Source organism: Rodentibacter genomosp. 1 (assembly GCF_001999285.1).
Classification (GTDB): domain Bacteria; phylum Pseudomonadota; class Gammaproteobacteria; order Enterobacterales; family Pasteurellaceae; genus Rodentibacter.
In genome coordinates, this window is sequence record NZ_MLHN01000011.1 from 47,195 (window position 1) to 68,036 (window position 20,842).

Sequence of the window (20,842 nt, forward strand, 5' to 3'; positions counted from 1 at the left end):
GCCCTCTTTGAGCTTTCCTTTTTATATTCGAGTATTTTAATGACTGACAAAATCACCTTTAATGACTTAGGCTTACCTGACTTCATCTTAAAAGCAGTTTTTGACCTAGGTTTTGAAACCCCTTCTCCAATTCAACAAGCCTGTATCCCTCACTTGCTCAACGGCAAAGATGTGTTGGGTATGGCTCAAACCGGTAGTGGCAAAACAGCGGCATTCTCCTTGCCACTATTAGCTCAAATTGATACAAGCGAAAAATATCCTCAAATGTTAGTGATGGCACCAACCCGTGAACTTGCCATTCAAGTAGCTGACGCTTGCGAGCAATTTGTCAAACACGCACAAGGCGTACGTATCGTAACCCTTTACGGTGGGCAACGTTATGACATTCAACTACGCGCATTAAAACAAGGTGCACAAGTCGTCGTAGGCACACCGGGGCGTATCCTTGATCATATTCGTCGTGGCACGTTAGATTTATCCGAACTTCGTTTCATTGTATTGGATGAAGCTGATGAAATGTTACGAATGGGCTTTATTGACGATGTGGAAACGGTCATGGCTGAATTACCTGAGCATCATCAAACCGCTCTTTTCTCCGCCACAATGCCGGAACCCATTCGTCGAATCACCAAGCGTTTTATGAATGATCCGCAAGAAGTGAAAATTAAAGTCAATAACGAAAATGCACCGGATATTGAGCAAAATTGTTGGTATGTCCATGGTGTACGCAAAAATGAAGCACTACTTCGTTTCTTAGAAGTAGAAGATTTTGATGCGGCCATTATCTTTGCCCGTACTAAAACAGCTACGTTAGATATTACTGAATTATTAGAGAAAAACGGTTTCCGTTCTGCCGCACTTAACGGCGATATGACCCAGCAACTGCGTGAACAAACCCTTGATCGCTTACGTAACGGCAGTCTTGATATTGTTGTCGCCACAGATGTTGCCGCACGTGGTATTGACATTGAACGGATCAGCCTAGTCGTGAACTACGATATTCCGCTTGACGCGGAATCTTACGTACATCGTATCGGTCGTACCGGTCGTGCCGGTCGCTCCGGTCGTGCATTGTTGTTTGTAGAACCACGTGAACGCCGTTTACTCCGCAATATTGAACACCTGATGAAAAAACCGATTAATGAGGTAGAACTACCGAATCACTTAATATTGCAAGAATGCCGCCGTAAAAAATTCGTGGCGAAAATCACCAAACAACTTGAACATCACGATTTAGAACAATATCGTAGCCTATTAGAAGATTTATTCACTGCTGATCAAGATCAGGAGGATATTGCGGCTGCAATGCTTATGTTGCTTCAAGGTAAACAAAAATTAATCCTTCCACCTGATCCGCCAATGGAAAAACGTCGCCGTAATGATCGTGCCGAACGTCGTGAAAATCCTCGTTCAGCAGAGCGTCGTGGAGAACGAAAAGGTTACGGCAACCCACAACCAATGGATTTATACCGTATTGAAATCGGCAGAATGGATGGCGTTGAAGTTCGTCACATTGTTGGCGCAATTGCAAATGAGGGGGATATTAATAGCCGATATATCGGTCATATCAAACTTTATGATGATCACTCCACAGTGGAATTGCCACAAGGAATGCCAAAAGAATTACTTCAACAATTCGGTAAAACCCGTGTGCTAAACAAGCAAATGAGAATGTCATTCCTTGGTGCGGTAAAATCAGAAAACTCACGTGAACGTGATGATTTCGGCGGAAAACGGCGAGGTCGTGGTAACGATAATGGTGATCGTGGCGGGCGTAAATTTAATGAAAAAAATAACCGCACTTTTAACGAGAAACCTCAAAGAGGTCGTCGCACTTAATATAGATAGAGGGTAGGGATAGCCCCTCCCCTTTGCCACGAAAAATTCGTTTCAAACTTTTATAAATAAGGAAAACGTATTTGAAAGGTTTATTTTTACGCATTATCGCGGCTTTTGCTTTGCTCCTTTGGGCAATAGATATGGTTTTTCCTTGGCAAAAAATCATGCAATCGGAAGAAAATCATTATGCTGCAATTCAATCACGCGGTAAGCTCATTGTCGGCACAATTAATAACCCTATTTATTATTTCATTGATTCCAAAGGGGAATCAGGCTTGGAATATGAGTTAACAAAAAATTTTGCTGATTATTTAGGCGTAGAACTTGAAATAAAAACGCTTGAAAATACAGATTCCCTTTTCAGCTCACTTGAAAACAATCAAATTGATTTAGCTGCAGCCAATTTACTTTTTCATCCTAAACGCGCTGAACAATTTCAAATTGGGCCCGCTTATACCTCCGCTTCTTGGCAATTAGTCTATAAAAAAGGGGAAAATAGACCAAAAGATTTAAGCATGGTAAAACAGGAAATAGTCATTTCGGGCGGTCAGGAATTAGATGAATTGCTCTCACAATTTCAACAAAAATTTCCCACATTACAATGGAAAAACAATAAACAATTCACACAAGAAGAATTACTCATACAAGTCTCAGAAGGCAAAATTCCCTACACTATCGCAAATTCTATAGATGTCGCCATGGTGCAGCAAATTCGTCCTAATATTGCTATCGCCTTTGATTTAACTGATGAATCCAGTGTGCATTGGTATCTTGCTAATAATTCTTATAATGAGCTACAAGCCGGCTTATTGGATTTTATGAATAATGCTTTAGAAACCGGCCTGATTGATCGTATTGAAGAAAAATATTTCCGCCATATTGCTCAATTTGATTATGTCGATAGCCGTGCTTACTTGGAAGCTATTGAAAAAATTCTCCCACAATATCAACCGCTCTTTGAAAAATATAAAGGGAACTTGGACTGGCGTTTATTAGCTGCCGTTGCCTACCAAGAATCCCACTGGAACCCTGATGCCACGTCTCCCACCGGTGTAAGAGGAATGATGATGCTCACCAAAGATACCGCAGAGCGTATGAAAATCACCAATAGAACAGACCCCGAACAAAGTATAAAAGCAGGTTCAGAATATTTACATTGGTTAGTTTCACAAATGCCTGATAGTATTGCGCAAGAAGATCGTATTTGGTATGCGCTTGCCGCCTATAATATGGGACTAGGCCACCTCGTGGATATTCGTCGTTTAACAAAAAAATTAGGTGGAAATCCGGATAATTGGCTTGATGTAAAAAATAACTTGCCATTATTAGCCGAAAAACGTCATTATAATAGCCTAAAATATGGCTATGCCAGAGGTTATGAAGCCTATCAATATGTGGAAAATATCCGCCGTTATATGAATAATATTGTGAATTATCATCGGGTTCAGAGCAACCAAAATAGCACAGGGCTTGAAAATGAAATAGACAATAGAGAGGAATAAAAATAAGGAGAAAATAGATATGCTAAAACGTAAAACCTTTCTGAAAAAAGTAAAATCACGCGATATTTCTGTTTCCCGTAACTCACGTATCAGACGGCTAAAACACCGTAAACAAAAACAATTTGAACGACATACAATGCAATTTGTTCTACAAGAATTTGGTAGCTAAATAAAGCTTTCGCAAAAAACATAAAACCCCGGCTGACTATCGGGGTTTTTTCTCTATTTATTTAGTTGTGGCTGGCACGGTCAGCTCAGGATCTTCCGGTTTCTCCACTTTCATAAACTGCTTATCTTTATTTGCATCAATAATTTGTTGGGTTTGATTTGCTAAGTTTTCTAAGCCCATTTTTTTATAGGCATCACGCATTAGGAATAAACCTTCATAAGTGGCAAGAGTGTCGGGATATAATTGCAACATCCCAACAACACGATTCGCTACGGCAACATCTGCATTACGTTTTGCATAAAATTTGGCTATTTCTAATTCATGGCGAGCCAAGGAATCTTTAATATAAGCCATACGTCCTAACGCATCTTGTGAATAAGGGCTGTTTGGAAAAGCCTGTACTAAACTTTGGAAATTTGAAAACGCAGTTTTTAACGAGCTTGTTTCTCGCGTTGCACGATCAATCCCAAAAAAATCTTGAATCGCATTATCTGCTGTCGCAGCGTTAGTTAAACCCGCCATATATACGGCATAATCACGATTTTGACTTTGTGGAAATTGGTTTAAAAAACTATCTACAGTAACTAATACACCTGTGTAATCCTGAGATTTATAGTTCGCATACATCAAATCCAACATTGCCTGTTCTTGGTAAATACTTCCAGGAAAACGTTCGGTTGTCGCATTTAAATAACGAATAGCTTCGGAATAACTCCCTTCTTGTAAAGCTGTTGCACCTTTGTTATAAAGCTCACCCACTGTTGCCTGTTCTACTTCTTTATTTCCACTTGAACAGCTCACCACAAAGGCAGCCGCCGCAATCAACGCTAATGATTTTATTTTACGCATTGTTTTTTCCTTAATTTTTACGAAAGCCAATAAATCAGATACAATTGGCAAGTATTCTATATAACATTGGTAAATAAACCAACTTTTAAAACGATTGAGACAAATTTTATGCCACAAATTACCCTTTCAGCTGAGGTTAAGCCTGAACAAGCAGGACTGCGTTTAGACCAAGCTCTCGCCGAATTGTTCCCCGAATATTCCCGTTCACGGCTCAAAACATGGATTGAAGCGGATCTCGTTAAAATTAATAACCGTATCGCCAATGTCCCTCGAGAAAAACTACTCGGTGGTGAACAAATTGAAATTACCGTTGATGTAGAAGATGAAACCCGCTTTGAACCAGAAAATATTCCATTGAATATTGTGTATGAAGATGAGGACATTATCGTTATTAACAAACCAAAAGATCTCGTGGTTCACCCTGGTGCCGGTAATCCAAATGGTACGGTATTGAATGCCCTTCTTTATCATTATCCGGCTATTGCTGAAGTACCTAGGGCAGGTATCGTACACCGTTTAGATAAAGACACAACAGGTCTCATGGTTATCGCAAAAACCATCCCTGCACAGACCAAACTAGTGCGAGATTTACAAAAGCGAAAAATTACACGTGAATATGAAGCCGTCGCTTCAGGTATCATGACAAAGGGTGGCACGGTAGATCAACCTATGGCTCGTCATGCAACCAAACGGACACTGATGGCCGTTCACCCTATGGGGAAACCGGCTGTCACGCACTATCGCATTATGGAAAACTTCCGTAATTATACACGTTTACGTTTACGTCTAGAAACCGGCAGAACCCATCAAATCCGTGTTCACATGGCACACATTGCCCATCCTTTATTAGGCGATCAAACTTATGGCGGTCGCCCCCGTCCCCCCAAAAATGCCAGTGAAACCTTTATGGGAGTATTGCGTAATTTTAAACGCCAAGCTCTACACGCTGTTATGCTACGTTTAGCCCACCCAATTACCGGTGAAATCATGGAATGGTATGCCCCTCTGCCTGATGATTTTGTTGAATTAATCAGTGCATTAAAAGCAGACTATATTGAACACAAAGAAGAATTGGATTACTAGTATGAAAGCAATTTTTCCCAAATGGCAGGTTCCGTCCAATATTCATGCTTTTACCACAACGCGTGCCGGTGGTGTAAGCCAAGCTCCATTTTCAAGCTTTAATTTAGGTGATCATGTGGGAGATGAAAAAAGTGCGGTCAAAACAAACCGCACTTTATTGGTGGAATCGTTCCATTTACCCCATTCCCCTTTATTTCTCACTCAAACTCATAGCACTAATGTCATCCAATTACCTTATTCCGGCAATAACTTTGACGCCGATTCGGTTTATACCAACCAACCCAAACAAGTCTGTGCCGTGATGACAGCAGATTGTTTGCCTGTGCTTTTTACGACCAAACAAGGCAACGAAGTGGCTGCGGCTCATGCAGGTTGGCGGGGGCTATGCGATGGAATATTAGAAGAAACAGTGAAATATTTTCATACCGAGCCACAAAATATCATAGCTTGGCTCGGACCGGCTATTGGCCCAAAAGCATTCCAAGTAGAAAAAGATGTCATTGAGCAATTTATGAAATTTGATCCTCATGCGGAAAATGCTTTCCAGCCAGATCCAAACCAACGAGGAAAATACTTCGGAAATCTTTACCAAATTGCTATACAGCGTCTGAACAAACTAGGAATCGTAGAAATTTCCGGCGGAGAACACTGTACATTTTACGAAAAAGATCTGTTCTTTTCTTATCGACGAGAAGGAAAAACGGGAAGAATGGCAAGTGTGATTTGGTTTGAATAATAAATGAATTATCTAAAAAAACAGGGATGGAAATATTGTTTCATCCCTGTTTTCATTCATAACCTTTCTAAACTAAAAAGGATTAATTAGGCTGATCGTTTCCCTAAAAATAATGATAAGACTAGTGCGATAAAAGCCGGTATCAACCACCCCATTCCCTCTGCATAAAGCGGCAAATAATTTAAGATATTTTCAATCCCTTGAGGTAATAAATCTATATTTTTTAAACTATCACAAGCACTAAAGCTCACTGTGACAAGTAGTGTGAAATAGTAGCTAAAGGTGATATTAGGTAACTTATTACGAATAATCTGCAAAAATACCAACATAATTGCAACAGGATAAATTAACAATAATGCAGGAATAGTAATACGTAGTAATTCCGTTAAACCGGTCTGAGCCACCGTTATTGTCAAAGCAGTAAATACCATTACCCAAAATGAATAGGACAAACGAACATGAAATTTAGAGAAATAATCAGCACAAGCACTGGTGACGCCAACAAGCGTTGTGAGATTCGCCAAAATAATAATACCTGACATAATCCAAGTGCCACCGGCACCAAATAAGGCATTAACATAGCGAGAGAAAATTTGTCCACCATTCGTCGCCCCTTCGGAAACTTGTGCACTGGTTGCGCCTAAGTAAAACAGTGCAAAATATAAAGCTGCTAATAAAAATACCGATATCAAACCGGCAGAAATCGTGTATTTCACCACATTTTGTGTAGAAGATACATTTCTCACAGCCAACGCTCGTGCCACAATGCCCCCAAATGCAATTGCAGCTAAAACATCCATTGTTTGATAACCACTAATTAACCCTGATGTCATTGCAGAATTTGTCACATAAGCCTTAGTTGGTTCAACAATATCAGAGAGTGGTGAAATAACAACATTCACAGTAACGACGACTAAGAGTACTAATAATGCCGGCGTCATAAATTTTCCCACTGTCGAAATAATCGTATTTGGGCGAAGCATAAAAAGCATACCGACAATATTAAAAATAAAAGAGAAAACAAAATGCGTATAAGGGCTATCTTCCACAATATTTAGCGGTAACCACGCCATCTCATAGGCAACGTTAGTCACTCGCGGCATCGCAAATAAGGAACCAATGACTAAATACAATGTGGCTAAAAAAACTACCTCAGCCCATTTAGGCAAATCACGGGTAAGTTCCTCACCTCGCCCTACCATGGCAACAACAACCAAGGTAATAAATGGCATAAATACACCGGTTAATATAAAACCAAAAGAAGCCGTTGCCCAATTTGTACCGGCGGTAAATCCTTCCATTGGCGGAAAAATAACATTTCCTGCGCCTAAAAAAAGCGCAAAAATCATCATACCTAAAACAATAATATCTTTACGAGTAAACATAATCTTCTCAGTTCATAAAAAGGAAGTCATTCTACTACAAAAGTATAGAAGAACCCTAACGCTCAGACGCAGAAATGTGAACTCAGTCACATTGTCAATCTCACCTAAAAATATCAATAAAAATAACCGCACTTATCTCGATATTTTCCTCAAGAAATAAAAATGTGGTAGTATCCTTGCTATCGTTATTTTTTTGTTATATTTGTTTTAAATTTTTTGGAGGATCTTTAGTGTTACAGCTTTTACAACGATTTTTTAAACTGGAATCTGCCGGTGGAATTTTGCTACTTCTTGCTGCGCTTATTGCAATTTTGTTTGCCAATTCACCTTTAAATAGTGCTTATCATGACTTCTTGAACCTTCCTGTCAGTATCCAAATCAGCAGTTTCGCAATTAATAAAACCCTCATTCATTGGATTAATGACGGTTTTATGGCGGTATTTTTTGTTCTAGTAGGATTGGAAGTAAAGCGTGAATTGTTAGAGGGTTCGCTTTCCAGTTATCAACAAGCCGTTTTCCCAGCAATCGCTGCAGTCGGCGGTATGCTAATCCCTGCATTGGTTTATATTTTGATTGCACACGACGACCCAACCTTAGCCAATGGTTGGGCTATTCCAATGGCAACGGATATTGCCTTTGCACTAGGGGTTATGGCGCTATTAAGCAAGCAGGTTCCTCTACCGTTAAAAGTCTTTTTATTAGCGCTTGCGATTATTGATGATTTGGGGGCTATTGTCGTCATTGCGTTATTCTTCTCCCACGGATTAAGTATTCAAGCCCTCATTTTCTCCGCAATCGCAATCATTCTACTCATTGCGTTAAACCGTTTTAAAGTCACCGCACTTTGTGCTTATCTGGTGGTTGGCACAATCTTATGGGCATCTGTATTAAAGTCCGGCGTGCATGCCACACTAGCCGGCGTTATTATCGGTTTCTGTATCCCTCTCAAAGGTGAAAAAGGCGAAACACCATTAGAAGATTTTGAGCATTTACTTGCGCCTTGGACTTCATTCCTTATTTTACCGTTATTTGCCTTTGCCAATGCGGGGGTAAGTTTTGAAGGGTTGGATTTCTCTATGCTGAGCTCACCTTTATTACTCGCCATTGCCTTAGGTTTGACTATCGGTAAACCGGTCGGTGTGTTTGTCTTCAGTTATCTTTCGGTGAAGTTGAAGATCGCTAAGTTACCGGAAGGAATTAATTTTAAACAAATTTTTGCCGTCGCCATTCTATGTGGTATCGGATTCACGATGTCCATGTTCCTGGCAAGCCTTGCTTTTGAGGCGAATGCCGGTGAAAGTGTAAATACCCTTTCCCGTTTGGGTATTCTAATCGGTTCCACAATCTCTGCCATCGTTGGGTATATCTTCTTAAAACAAACCACAAAAGCATAATATCTTCTAAAAAGTGCGGTTAATTTTGACCGCACTTTTACTTTACTTCCTATTTGACTTTAAATAATTTCAACAGCAAATCAAAAATATAATTTTCCACCGTTGAATAATTATTTTTCTTCAATCGGCACAGTGTGACCCGCCATAAAATCGGTTCGTTAATTTTACGACAGACAAATTCCGGCGATTGATATTGTTCGGCGATGGGATAAGGTAAGATTGTTAATAGATCGTGATTGAGTTTTACCGCACTTAGCATAAAGTCCCAAGAGCCGGATTCAATCACAATATTCGGATAAATGTTATGTCGTTCGAAATGTTCTTTCAATTGATGGGAGATCATAAAATTCTTATCAAAGATGGCCATTTTTTGTTTATTTAAATCCCGCCATTCAATTTTTTCTTTATTTGCTAGCGGATGATTCGGCGATAAAAAGAGAGAAAGTTCCGAATGATGAATGGCAAAAGAATCAATGATATTTTTAGAGATCCCCTCCGGATAAAGCAAAACGGCAAGATCCACTTGTTCCAGTAATAATTCGCTTTTTAATGCAAAAGCGCCTTGCTCCTTTACAGTAATATTGATAGTAGGGTTATTTAGAATAAGTGAAGGAATCACATCAGAAAAGACAACGGATAAGATTAAAGGCGGAATACCAATCGTGATATTACCAATCAGTTCCGTGTTCTCGTTATGTAAATTGCGGTGCATGTCGTTATATTTAGCAATAATTTCCTTCGCATCGTGGTAATAATTTTCACCGATATAAGTCAGCCCCATTATTTTTCCGTTTGAACGTTTAAATAATTGAATTTCCTCTCTTTGTTCAAAATCAGAAATCATCATACTGAGCGTAGGTTGAGAAATATATAAATTTTGAGCCGTTTTACTCAAATTAAAGTTATTTTCAACAATCGCAATGAAATAGCGTAAATGCCGAATATCCATTTGATGTCCTCTGTAAGGGTGACAAACTTTATAAACCGATTCTATATTTTGTATAAATTAAATTTATAGCATTCTAAAAAATCTGTATTTCTCCTGCTAAATACCTTCTGATATTCTGCTTTGCAAGTTTTGTAAACAGGAGGAAAAAACACCTTAGTGTAACAATTAATTCCTACTTTATACCTGAAGTTAGGCTGCATTTCCAGTATTTATGCCGTCACTAAATAGAAAGTTATATTGTTTGTTTTATTTTAAACGAACAGCGTCTTTATTATAAAAATTTTTGATTAAAACATTAATTTGGAGAAAACTATGTCAAAAATTATCCCCATTACTGAATTAAAGAAACATTTCTTTGACGGCATGACGTTGATGTCGGGCGGTTTTATGGGCGTCGGTACGCCTGAAAAAATCGTACAAGCTCTTTTAGAGAGTGAGATTCGCAATATTCACCTGATTTGTAGCGATACTGCCCAAGTGCATAATGGAGTTGGGCCATTGATTGTGAATAATCGGGTAAAGAAAGTATCGGCTTCTCATATCGGCACTAATCCTGAAACGGGCAAAAAAATGATTGCCGGCGAAATTGAGGTTGAGTTAATTCCACAAGGCACCTTTGCAGAGCGGGTGAGAGCCGGTGGTGCTGGATTAGGCGGTTTTTTAACACCGACTGGGGTCGGCACGGTAGTGGAAGAAGGTAAACAAAAAATAGAGCTTGATGGCGTGACTTATTTGTTAGAGCGTCCGTTGAAAGCGGATATTGCCATCCTGAAAGCCGATATTGCTGATGAGGCGGGCAATCTGATTTATAACGGTGCGGCACGCAATTTTAATCCGCTAATGGCATTGGCAGCGAAAACCGTGATTGTCGAAGCGGAACAAATCGTCAAAGCCGGTACGCTCGATCCCAATCAAATTATGACCCCTGCAATGTTGGTTGATTACCTTGTTTCTAGCCATTAAAGGAGAACATTATGAACGCAAAAGAATTAATTGCCCGCCGTATTGCTATGGAGCTAAAAGACGGCGATATCGTGAATTTAGGTATCGGCTTACCAACCTTAGTCGCGAACTATTTACCGGATAATGTTGATATTACCCTGCAGTCAGAAAACGGTTTTTTAGGTTTAACCGCTCACGATCCGCAAAACGATAATCCGAATATCGTGAATGCTGGCGGACAACCTTGTGGTATTAAAGCCGGTGGAGCATTTTTCGACAGTGCATTTTCATTCTCTCTCATTCGTGGCGGTCACGTTGATGCCTGCGTGCTTGGCGGGTTAGAAGTGGATCAACAGGCAAATCTGGCAAATTGGATGGTACCCGGGAAAATGGTGCCGGGTATGGGAGGTGCAATGGATTTAGTGACCGGAGCGAAAAAAGTCATTATCGGAATGGAACATTGTGCGAAATCCGGCAGCTCAAAAATTCTCAAGCAATGCAGCCTACCTTTAACTGCGGTAAACAAAGTCAAAATGATTGTCACCGAATTGGCAGTATTTGAATTTGAACAAGACAAACTTGTGTTAAAAGAACACGCACCGGATGTGGATTTAGACACCATCAGACAGAAAACAGAAGCTGATTTTATCGTTGCCGATGATTTCAAACCGATGGTGATCAGTCAAAAAGGATTACTCCTATGATTAACCGAATTTCCCGTTGTATGACAACATTAGTCAGTCGATATATGCCAGAACCGCTTGTTTTAGCGGTTCTGCTAAGTATAGTGATTTTTTTCTGTGCGTGGGGATTCACCGATAATACGCCCGTGCAATTAGTCAATATGTGGGGAGACGGTTTTTGGAATTTGCTCTCATTCAGTATGCAAATGGCAATGGTCGTGGTGACGGGCAACGCCCTTGCCTCCGCCCCACAAATTCGCCGCTTTCTCGGTATAACGGCATCGATCGCTAAAACGCCCGCCCAAGGTGTAATGTTAGTAACCTTTATGAGTGCCCTTGCCTGTGCGATTAACTGGGGATTTGGTTTGGTGGTGGGGGCAATGTTTGCCAAAGAAGTCGCCAGACGTATTCGAGGTACGGATTATGCGCTCTTAATCGCCTGTGCTTATATCGGCTTTATGACCTGGGGCGGTGGATTTTCCGGTTCAATGCCACTCCAAGCCGCCACCCCGAATAACCCTATTGCCCATCTTATTAGTTCAGAATCCAATCCTTTAGGTATCGTACCTGTCAGCCAAACCTTATTCACCGGCTATAACATTTTTATCATCTTAATGTTGTTAGTCAGTTTGCCTTTTATTACACGGATGATGAATCCCAAAGGCGAAGACGTTCGCAATGTTGATCCGAAATTATTACAAGCGGATCCGGATTTCAGTAAGACTTTAGACGAAAACGCCACCTTTGCCGAACGTATTGAAGAAAGCCGTTTGTTAGCCTATGTGATTGCAGGTACCGGATTTAGTTATCTCGCCCTCACTTTTTTCAAAAACGGATTTAGTTTGACGATTAATTCGGTCAATTTAATTTTCTTGATGACAGGGATTTTATTGCACGGCTCCCCTGCCGCCTATGTTCGAGCGATTACCAATGCCGCTCGTAGTACCGCAGGCATTTTAATTCAATTCCCGTTTTATGCCGGTATGCAATTAATGATGGAACATTCCGGATTAGGCGGCATGATTACCGAGTTTTTCGTCAATATCTCCAGCAAAGACACCTTTCCGCTTTTAACCTTCTTTAGCTCTGCTTTAGTGAATTTTGCCGTGCCGTCGGGCGGCGGGCATTGGGTCGTTCAAGGGCCGTTTGTTATCCCTGCCGCACTTTCGCTTGAGGCGGATTTAGGTAAATCGGTGATGGCGATTGCTTATGGCGATATGTGGGCGAATATGGCACAACCGTTTTGGGCGTTGCCGGCACTTGGTATAGCAGGGCTCGGGGTAAGGGACATTATGGGCTATTGTATGACCGCCCTGATTTTTACCACCCCAATTTTTGTCATCGGACTCTATTTCTTATAAATCAACAAGGAGAACATAATGGAAAATATTGTCATTGTGAGTGCGGCTCGAACCGCTATCGGGCGTTTTGGCGGTGGATTGGCGAGTACAAGTGCGGTCGATTTGGGAGCTATTGTCATTAATGAAGTGTTAAAACGTGCCAATCTAGATGTGGCAAAAGTCGATGAAGTCATTATGGGCAACGTGCTGCAAGCCGGTCTCGGGCAGAATCCGGCTCGTCAAGCGGCACTGAAAGCCGGTATTGGTGAAGATATTTCGTCTTTTACAATTAATAAAGTGTGCGGTTCAGGCTTAAAAGCCGTGGTACTTGGGGCACAAGCCATTGCGACAGGTGATGCTGAGGCTATCGTGGTAGGCGGAATGGAGAATATGAGCCAAGCCCCCTATGTGCTAGACAGCAAAGTTCGTTTCGGTGCCAAAATGGGTAACCTAACCCTAAGAGATACAATGGTGGAAGACGGTTTAACTTGTGCGATCAATCATTACCATATGGGTATTACGGCGGAAAACATTGCGGAACAATATCAGCTCAGTCGAGAAGAGCAGGATCAATTTGCCCTTCGTTCACAAACCTTAGCAAAACAAGCGATTGAATCTGGTGCGTTTTCTGCAGAAATTGTACCGGTGAGTGTGAAAACCCGTAAAGGTGAAACCCTGTTTAGCCAAGATGAGCATCCAACTTTTGACACTACCGCCGAAACCCTTGCCAAACTTCGTCCTGCATTTATTAAAGATGGCACAGTTACTGCCGGCAATGCGTCCGGTTTAAATGACGGAGCAGCGGCATTGCTGTTAATGAGTGAGAGTAAGGCAAAAGCGCTGGGATTAACACCGTTAGCCCGTATTCGCAGCTATGCCGCCTCAGGCAATGATCCGAAAGTAATGGGCTTAGGGCCTGTTCCCGCAGTCAAAAAAGCCTTGAAGAAAGCCAACTTAGCCTTAGACCAAATCGATTTAATTGAAGCGAATGAAGCCTTTGCCGCTCAAGCACTGGGTGTTGCCAAAGAGCTCAATTTAGATTTAACCAAAACCAATTTGAATGGCGGAGCAATCGCTCTCGGTCATCCGATTGGTGCCAGTGGTGCCAGAATTTTAGTCACCTTACTGTACGGATTACAAGCCAAAAACCAAAAATTAGGTTTGGCGACCTTATGTATCGGCGGCGGGCAAGGCATTGCAATGATTGTTGAACGTCTTTAAACCTCAATTTTTATTCAATAGGAGCTCTCTATGTTAAATAACAAAATTGCGATTGTGACCGGTGCGGCAAGCGGTATCGGTTTAGCAGTCAGCCAAAGCCTTGCACAAGCAGGTGTCAAGCTGGTGATGGCGGACATCAATCAAGCCCTTTTAGAACAGGAAGCCAAAAAGCTACAAGCGGCACATATTGTGGCGGATTTATCCAAACGGTCGGAATGTAAAGCTGTTGTCGATTATGCAGTTGCCGAGTTTGGTGGGGTGGATATTCTAGTGAATGTTGCGGGGATTCAAACGGTTTCACCCATTGCGGATTTCCCTGAAGATCGTTGGGATTTTATGCTGAATGTGATGCTAACCGCGCCGTTTTTACTCACCAAATATAGTTGGCCTTATATGCAAAACAAGGGTTGGGGACGGGTTATCCACTTAAACTCCATTCACGGTTTAGTCGCATCAGAGTTTAAATCTGCCTATGTTTCCGCCAAACACGGGTTATCCGGTTTGACCAAGACGGCGGCATTAGAAGGAGGGGCATACGGTATTACGGTGAATTCGATTTGTCCTGCCTATGTGAGAACCCCGTTAGTCGATAAACAAATTGCCGATCAAGCCAAACATCATGGCATTTCTGAGCAAGAAGTCGTGAGTCAAATTATGTTGCAAAAAGCAGCGGTTAAACGGCTCATTGAACCGGCTGAGATCGGTGAATTTGTTAAATTCCTCTGTTCCGATGCCGCCGCATCCATTTCAGGGGCTTGTTTACCGATGGATGGCGGTTGGACAGCCGGCTAGTACCTCATAGCACAACTCACTGCAAGCGGTGAGTTGTGCTGTCTTTTTTCAATCAAGAACAAGCAGTACTCAACGTTCATTATAAAAATAATTGGGAGAACCCTATGCTCAGTTTAATCGGCATTTTTGTAGGATTAGTTTTGCTTATGTTTTTAGCCTTTCGAGGCTATTCGATTGTTTGGATTGCCCCGTTGTGTGCAGCGATTGTTGCCTTCACAGGCGGGCTAGATATTTTAGATGCCTATTTAGGCAGTTATATGAATGGCTTGGTCGGCTTTGTTAAAGCCTGGTTCCCTGCTTTTCTATTGAGTGCCGTATTCGGCAATTTAATGGATGTCACAGGCGGTGCAAAATCCATTGCGGTTTGGCTAACCAAAGTGATGGGATCGAAAAGTGCGATCGCCTCTATTGTGTTAGGCTGTGCATTATTGACCTATGGCGGCGTGAGTTTATTTGTGGTGGTGTTTGCCGTTTATCCCCTTGCGTTAGCGGTCTTTAAGGAAGCCAATATCAGCCGCCGACTAATTCCCGGCACCATTGCTTGCGGGGCATTTACCTTTACGATGACCGCATTGCCCGGTTCACCGCAAATTCAAAACTTAATTCCGACCCAATATTTTGGCACAGACGCCATGGCGGCACCGATAATGGGCTTAACTGCCTCGGCTATTTTATTTTTCGGCGGGGTGGCGTATCTCGAATATCGCCGTAAAAAATATGCGGCAAACGGTGAGTATTTTATCGAAGCGGATAATGCGATTGCGACAGAACCGCAGGAACGGCTGCCTAGCCCATTACTGGCAATTCTGCCGTTAGTAAGTGTGATTGTGGTATTAAATTTTGTGCCGCCGTTAATTGGTTTTAAAAACGGCGATCCGAAAAATATCGTACTGGCGTTATTAGCGGGAATCAGTTTAGTGATTTTGCTCAATTTGAAACAACGTAGCCACTTTATTCCCGCTATCGGCAAGGGGGCAAATGGTGCGGTAGGGGCGATTATCAATACCGCAGCGGCTGTCGGCTTTGGCAGTGTGGTGAGAATGGCACCGGGTTTTGAACATTTAACGGCAATGATCTTAAACATCCCGGGCAGTCCGTTAATTTCATTGTCGGTTGCAGTTAATGTTTTAGCCGGTGCAACGGGATCGGCTTCCGGTGGAATGGGCATTGCGTTAGAAGCGTTAGGGGAAAAATATCTTGCGATAGCCAAACAGGCAAGTATTTCGCCTGAAGCGTTTCACCGTATCGCCTCACTATCTTCCGGCGGTTTGGATACAATGCCCCATAATGGTGCGGTCTTAACATTACTTAGCAATACGGGAATGACGCATAAAGATTCTTATCTTGAGATTGCCGTTACCTCATTTATTATGCCGATTGTAGCCACAATCATTGTCATCTTACTCTTTAGTGTATTTGGCATTTATTAAACATTTATCTTGTTGGGCTGAAAACATTCAGTCCAAAACATTCTATAAATTGACCGCACTTTATACCTAAACGGCTAGCAAGTTCGGTCAATTTTTCTAAGGTTTTGCTAAAATCGGTTTCAAGAATCTCGCCGTATGAGAGCCTTCCACTTTTGCCACCTCTTCCGGTGTGCCGGTGGCAATGATCTGACCGCCTCCGCTCCCTCCTTCCGGTCCGAGATCCACAATCCAATCAGCGGTTTTAATCACATCTAAATTATGCTCAATGACAACAATGGTATTGCCCTGATCACGCAAGCGGTGCAACACTTCAAGTAATTGTTTAATATCAGCAAAATGCAAACCTGTGGTCGGTTCATCCAAAATATAAAGGGTTTTCCCCGTATCCCGTTTGGAAAGTTCGGTAGCCAGCTTGACACGCTGTGCTTCCCCGCCGGAAAGTGTCGTGGAAGATTGCCCTAAACGAATGTACGATAACCCTACATCCATTAAAGTTTGCAGTTTACGGGCAATGATTGGAATGGCATCAAAAAACTCACGCGCCTCTTCCACTGTCATATCCAACACTTGATGAATAGTCTTTCCTTTATAGCGAATTTCTAAGGTTTCGCGGTTATAACGTTTGCCTTTACACTGATCGCACGGAACATACACATCCGGCAAGAAATGCATTTCCACTTTGATTACGCCATCGCCCTGACAAGCCTCACAACGCCCGCCACGCACGTTAAAACTAAAACGCCCCGGGTTATAACCACGGGCACGAGCTTCCGGCACGCCGGCAAAAAGTTCTCGAATCGGCGTGAACAAACCGGTATAAGTGGCAGGATTTGAACGCGGCGTACGCCCGATTGGGCTTTGGTTGATGTCGATGACTTTATCGAAATGTTCCAACCCTTCAATGGATTTATAAGGGGCATAATCGGTTTTATCCGCACGATTTAGGGCATTTTGTGCTAACGGGAACATGGTATCATTAATCAATGTGGATTTGCCTGATCCCGATACCCCCGTAATACAAGTGAATAAACCAACAGGAATATCTAAATTCACATTTTTTAAATTATTCCCGGAGGCGCCTTTCAGTTTTAACCATTTTTTCTTATCAAGTGCGGTCCGTTTTTTCGGAATTTCAATTTGCTCAACACCGGATAAGAATTTACCGGTGATGGAATCAGCATTCGCCATAATTTCTTGTGCATTGCCTTGTGCAATCACTTGTCCACCGTGTACGCCTGCACCCGGCCCGATATCAATAATATGATCTGCGGCACGAATGGCATCTTCATCATGTTCTACCACAATCACCGTGTTACCAAGATTGCGTAAATGAATCAATGTATTCAATAAACGTTCATTATCACGCTGATGCAGCCCGATCGAGGGTTCGTCCAACACATACATCACCCCCACTAAACCCGCACCAATTTGGCTGGCAAGGCGAATTCGTTGCGCCTCGCCGCCCGAGAGGGTTTCGGCTGAACGGGAAAGAGAAAGGTAGTTCAAGCCCACATTCACCAAAAACTGCAAACGCTCACGAATTTCTTTCAAAATTTTCTCGGCAATCTGAGCTTTTTGCCCTGTTAATGAAAGTGCGGTAAAAAACTCTAGCGTTTCACCAATGCTTTTTTCAGAAATCATCGGTAAATTAGTCGGCCCGATATAAACATTACGTGCTTCCGGACGTAAACGTGAACCGCCGCAATCGGCACAAGGACGATTGCTGATATTTTTGGCGAGTTCTTCACGCACCGAGATTGACTCCGTTTCTTTATAACGGCGTGCCATATTGTTTAAAATGCCTTCAAAAGGATGTTTACGAATCACCACGTCACCGCGATCATTCATATATTGAAATTCAATCTCTTCCTTGCCGGAACCGTGCATAATGATGTGCTGAATTTTTTTCGGCAAGGTTTCGTAAGGAGCGTCCACATCAAAATCGTAATGTTTGGCAAGCGAGGTAAGCATTTGATGATAATAGAAATTTCGACGATCCCAGCCTTTTACCGCCCCACCTGAAAGGGAAATACTCGAATTTTGCACCACACGTGCTTCATCAAAATATTGCTGAACCCCCAAGCCATCACAAGTCGGGCACGCACCCGCCGGGTTATTAAAAGAGAACAAACGGGGTTCTAATTCGGGTACAGAATAACCACAATGCGGACAAGCAAAGTTTGCAGAAAAGACCAGTTCCTCCGCTTTAGGGTTATCCATTTCCGCCACAATCGCCGTACCGCCGGAAAGCTCCAATGCCGTCTCAAAAGATTCCGCTAAACGTGTGGCTAAATCTGACCGCACTTTGAAACGATCCACCACGACTTCAATAGTATGTTTTTTCTGTAATTCGAGTTTTGGCGGATCAGACAGATCACAAATTTCACCATCAATCCGCGCTCGAATATAACCCTGTGCCGCAATATTTTCTAAGATTTTAACGTGCTCCCCTTTCCGATTTTTTACCACGGGTGCGAGCAACATCATTTTAGATTCTTCCGGCAAACTTAATACTTTGTCCACCATTTGACTGATAGTTTGGGCTGTAAGCGGTACATCGTGATTTGGGCAGCGAGGTTCACCCACGCGAGCAAAAAGAAGACGTAAATAATCGTAAATTTCCGTAATCGTTCCCACGGTGGAACGAGGGTTATGGGAGGTTGATTTTTGTTCGATAGATATCGCCGGTGACAAACCTTCAATGGAATCCACATCCGGTTTTTCCATCAAAGATAAAAACTGGCGGGCATAAGCCGAAAGCGATTCCACATAACGGCGTTGGCCTTCCGCATACAGGGTATCAAAGGCTAATGAGGATTTGCCGGAGCCGGAAAGACCGGTGATCACGATGAGTTTATCGCGAGGAATAGTTAAATTAATATTTTTAAGATTGTGAGTTCGCGCACCGCGAATATCAATATTTTCCATAAATAATGCGTTCTGATGATTATTTTTTCAAAATTGCGAGCATTATCGCACATTTCAACATCTGTGCAAATATCCAGTTAAATTTTATAGATCTTTTCAAAAATTTCAGGCAAAATAACCGCACTTTTTTAATATGAAAAATGAGGATTCTATGGCAGGAGTAAATAAAGTTATTATTGTGGGGCATTTGGGCAGTGATCCCGAAATTCGCACAATGCCGAATGGTGATGCCGTTGCCAATATTAGTGTCGCCACCAGCGAAAGTTGGAATGACCGTAACACGGGTGAGCGTCGCGAGATCACAGAATGGCATCGTATCGTGTTCTATCGTCGCCAAGCGGAAATTTGTGGCGAATACTTACGCAAAGGTTCACAAGTTTATGTAGAGGGTCGTTTACGCACCCGCAAATGGCAAGATCAAAATGGTCAGGATCGCTATACGACAGAAATTCAAGGTGATGTAATGCAAATGTTAGGCAGCCGCAACCAAAATGCTGGTGGCTACGGCGCGCCGGACATGGGACAAAGTAGCCCACAACCCTCTTATCAAACAAACTCTAGCAGCAGTTATCAATCATCTCGTCCAGCACCACAACAACCAAAACCGCAACCAGAGCCGCCAATGGATGGTTTTGATGATGATATTCCGTTCTAACAATCAAAAAAACAAAAGGAAGCAACCGCTTCCTTTTTAAGTTTACACATGTGACAGACATTTTTATACTTATAATCCAGGTTAAAATCAAATACTGATATCATTTAAGAACTAATTAGCTTTGTTCACCCCAAGTGTACCGTCATCTTCAATCTCTTTTGCTACGCCAATAACTTCAGCTAACTTATCCCCTTCTTTAAAGAATACAAAGCCACCGTTTTCCATTTTGGTCCAAGATTCATCTTTGGTTAGTGGAAAAGTCGTGATAATAGTCACTTTATCCCCCTCTTTTGCATAATCATTAAAGTCAATCACACCATCGTCATCAACACGATGTGCTTTACCAAAAGGAGCCTTACGGGTTAAGTAATGCAAGTTAGTCGAACAGTGTGCTATCATCCATTCCCCATTAGAAAGAATAAAATTAAATGTACCATGGGTAACGAGTTCTTTAGTGACCTCTTGAATCACCTCAAAAATTTGCGTTTCTGTCGGTTTTTTACGAAAACGGTTTTTTAAATATTCAGCCATATAACAGAAAGCAGTCTCGGAATCTGTAGAACCAATCGGTTGACAAAAATTTTCAGACATATCCGGTAAGTCTTTCAAATTACCATTATGTGCAAATACCCAATTTTCACCCCATATCTCACGAATAAAGGGGTGAGTATTTTCAATATTTACTTCACCTTGAGTTGCTTTACGAATGTGTGCAATGACATTAAGAGATTTGATATTATACTGTTTCACACAATCAGCGATAGGCGAATGGGATGCCGGGCGATTATCTCGAAAAATTCTTACGCCACGCCCCTCAAAAAAAGCAATACCAAAACCGTCAGAATGGCAATCTGTTAAACCTGCTCGACGCCGAAAGCCCTCAAAAGAAAAGACAATATCTGTTGGCGTATTACAATTCATACCAAGTAATTGACACATAAAACC

18 protein-coding genes are annotated in these 20,842 nt (G+C 41.9%); 13 read left to right on the forward strand and 5 right to left on the reverse strand.

What is annotated here, in order from left to right; translation table 11 throughout:
* The first annotated feature begins 39 nt into the window (after nt 1–39).
* From BKK54_RS07205 to BKK54_RS11850, 3 genes are all read left to right on the forward strand, one after another.
* Nucleotides 40–1,839 carry a DEAD/DEAH box helicase gene (locus BKK54_RS07205; RefSeq protein ID WP_077542437.1) on the forward strand — a complete coding sequence of 600 codons (1,800 nt, stop codon included), beginning with the start codon at nt 40–42 and terminating at the stop codon, nt 1,837–1,839.
* Nucleotides 1,840–1,919: 80 nt separating this feature from the next.
* A complete protein-coding gene (mltF, locus tag BKK54_RS07210) occupies nt 1,920–3,341 on the forward strand; it encodes a membrane-bound lytic murein transglycosylase MltF (RefSeq protein WP_077542438.1) in 1,422 nt (473 codons plus the stop codon).
* Nucleotides 3,342–3,360: 19 nt separating this feature from the next.
* Entirely contained in the window at nt 3,361–3,510 is a 150-nt protein-coding gene (locus BKK54_RS11850) for a hypothetical protein (protein ID WP_167366621.1), read from the forward strand.
* A 57-nt stretch (nt 3,511–3,567) separates the two neighbouring features.
* Here the strand turns inward: BKK54_RS11850 and BKK54_RS07215 are convergent, their stop codons facing one another.
* The gene (locus BKK54_RS07215; RefSeq protein WP_077542439.1) at nt 3,568–4,359 is read right to left on the reverse strand and encodes an outer membrane protein assembly factor BamD; all 792 of its coding nucleotides are present in this window, start codon (nt 4,357–4,359) and stop codon (nt 3,568–3,570) included.
* 108 nt (nt 4,360–4,467) lie between these two features.
* On the opposite strand from BKK54_RS07215, the gene rluD reads away from it, so the two are divergent.
* Nucleotides 4,468–5,442, forward strand: a complete 975-nt coding sequence (gene rluD, locus BKK54_RS07220) for a 23S rRNA pseudouridine(1911/1915/1917) synthase RluD (RefSeq protein WP_077542440.1) — start codon at nt 4,468–4,470, stop codon at nt 5,440–5,442.
* Nucleotide 5,443: 1 nt separating this feature from the next.
* Nucleotides 5,444–6,178, forward strand: coding sequence for a peptidoglycan editing factor PgeF (pgeF, locus tag BKK54_RS07225; RefSeq protein WP_077542441.1), 735 nt, complete (start codon nt 5,444–5,446; stop codon nt 6,176–6,178).
* 86 nt (nt 6,179–6,264) lie between these two features.
* Here the strand turns inward: pgeF and brnQ are convergent, their stop codons facing one another.
* Nucleotides 6,265–7,563 carry a branched-chain amino acid transport system II carrier protein gene (gene brnQ, locus BKK54_RS07230; protein WP_077542442.1) on the reverse strand — a complete coding sequence of 433 codons (1,299 nt, stop codon included), beginning with the start codon at nt 7,561–7,563 and terminating at the stop codon, nt 6,265–6,267.
* 230 nt (nt 7,564–7,793) lie between these two features.
* Here brnQ and nhaA point away from each other — a divergent pair, with 230 nt between their 5' ends.
* Nucleotides 7,794–8,957 carry a Na+/H+ antiporter NhaA gene (nhaA, locus tag BKK54_RS07235; protein WP_077542443.1) on the forward strand — a complete coding sequence of 388 codons (1,164 nt, stop codon included), beginning with the start codon at nt 7,794–7,796 and terminating at the stop codon, nt 8,955–8,957.
* A gap of 49 nt (nt 8,958–9,006) precedes the next feature.
* Here nhaA and BKK54_RS07240 read toward each other — a convergent pair whose 3' ends face one another.
* The gene (locus BKK54_RS07240) at nt 9,007–9,906 is read right to left on the reverse strand and encodes a LysR family transcriptional regulator (RefSeq protein ID WP_077542444.1); all 900 of its coding nucleotides are present in this window, start codon (nt 9,904–9,906) and stop codon (nt 9,007–9,009) included.
* Between the two features lie 312 nt (nt 9,907–10,218).
* On the opposite strand from BKK54_RS07240, the gene atoD reads away from it, so the two are divergent.
* The 6 genes from atoD (at nt 10,219) to BKK54_RS07270 (ending at nt 16,314) form a co-directional block, all read left to right on the forward strand.
* Nucleotides 10,219–10,869 (forward strand): acetate CoA-transferase subunit alpha, encoded by a 651-nt coding sequence (gene atoD, locus BKK54_RS07245; RefSeq protein ID WP_077542445.1) that lies wholly within the window; start codon nt 10,219–10,221, stop codon nt 10,867–10,869.
* A gap of 11 nt (nt 10,870–10,880) precedes the next feature.
* The gene (locus BKK54_RS07250; RefSeq protein ID WP_077542446.1) at nt 10,881–11,552 is read left to right on the forward strand and encodes a 3-oxoacid CoA-transferase subunit B; all 672 of its coding nucleotides are present in this window, start codon (nt 10,881–10,883) and stop codon (nt 11,550–11,552) included.
* A complete protein-coding gene (locus BKK54_RS07255; protein ID WP_077494588.1) occupies nt 11,549–12,892 on the forward strand; it encodes a TIGR00366 family protein in 1,344 nt (447 codons plus the stop codon). The genes BKK54_RS07250 and BKK54_RS07255 overlap by 4 nt, the downstream gene beginning before the upstream one ends.
* A gap of 18 nt (nt 12,893–12,910) precedes the next feature.
* The gene (locus tag BKK54_RS07260) at nt 12,911–14,092 is read left to right on the forward strand and encodes an acetyl-CoA C-acetyltransferase (protein ID WP_077542447.1); all 1,182 of its coding nucleotides are present in this window, start codon (nt 12,911–12,913) and stop codon (nt 14,090–14,092) included.
* 30 nt (nt 14,093–14,122) lie between these two features.
* Nucleotides 14,123–14,884 carry a 3-hydroxybutyrate dehydrogenase gene (locus BKK54_RS07265; protein ID WP_077542448.1) on the forward strand — a complete coding sequence of 254 codons (762 nt, stop codon included), beginning with the start codon at nt 14,123–14,125 and terminating at the stop codon, nt 14,882–14,884.
* A gap of 104 nt (nt 14,885–14,988) precedes the next feature.
* The gene (locus BKK54_RS07270) at nt 14,989–16,314 is read left to right on the forward strand and encodes a GntP family permease (protein WP_077542449.1); all 1,326 of its coding nucleotides are present in this window, start codon (nt 14,989–14,991) and stop codon (nt 16,312–16,314) included.
* 96 nt (nt 16,315–16,410) lie between these two features.
* Here BKK54_RS07270 and uvrA read toward each other — a convergent pair whose 3' ends face one another.
* Nucleotides 16,411–19,242, reverse strand: coding sequence for an excinuclease ABC subunit UvrA (gene uvrA / locus BKK54_RS07275; RefSeq protein WP_077542450.1), 2,832 nt, complete (start codon nt 19,240–19,242; stop codon nt 16,411–16,413).
* Between the two features lie 151 nt (nt 19,243–19,393).
* On the opposite strand from uvrA, the gene BKK54_RS07280 reads away from it, so the two are divergent.
* Nucleotides 19,394–19,897: a single-stranded DNA-binding protein gene (locus BKK54_RS07280; protein WP_077542451.1), complete on the forward strand. Its 504-nt coding sequence runs from the start codon at nt 19,394–19,396 to the stop codon at nt 19,895–19,897.
* A 111-nt stretch (nt 19,898–20,008) separates the two neighbouring features.
* Here BKK54_RS07280 and BKK54_RS07285 read toward each other — a convergent pair whose 3' ends face one another.
* A complete protein-coding gene (locus BKK54_RS07285) occupies nt 20,009–20,836 on the reverse strand; it encodes a class II glutamine amidotransferase (RefSeq protein WP_077542452.1) in 828 nt (275 codons plus the stop codon).
* Nucleotides 20,837–20,842: the final 6 nt, after the last annotated feature.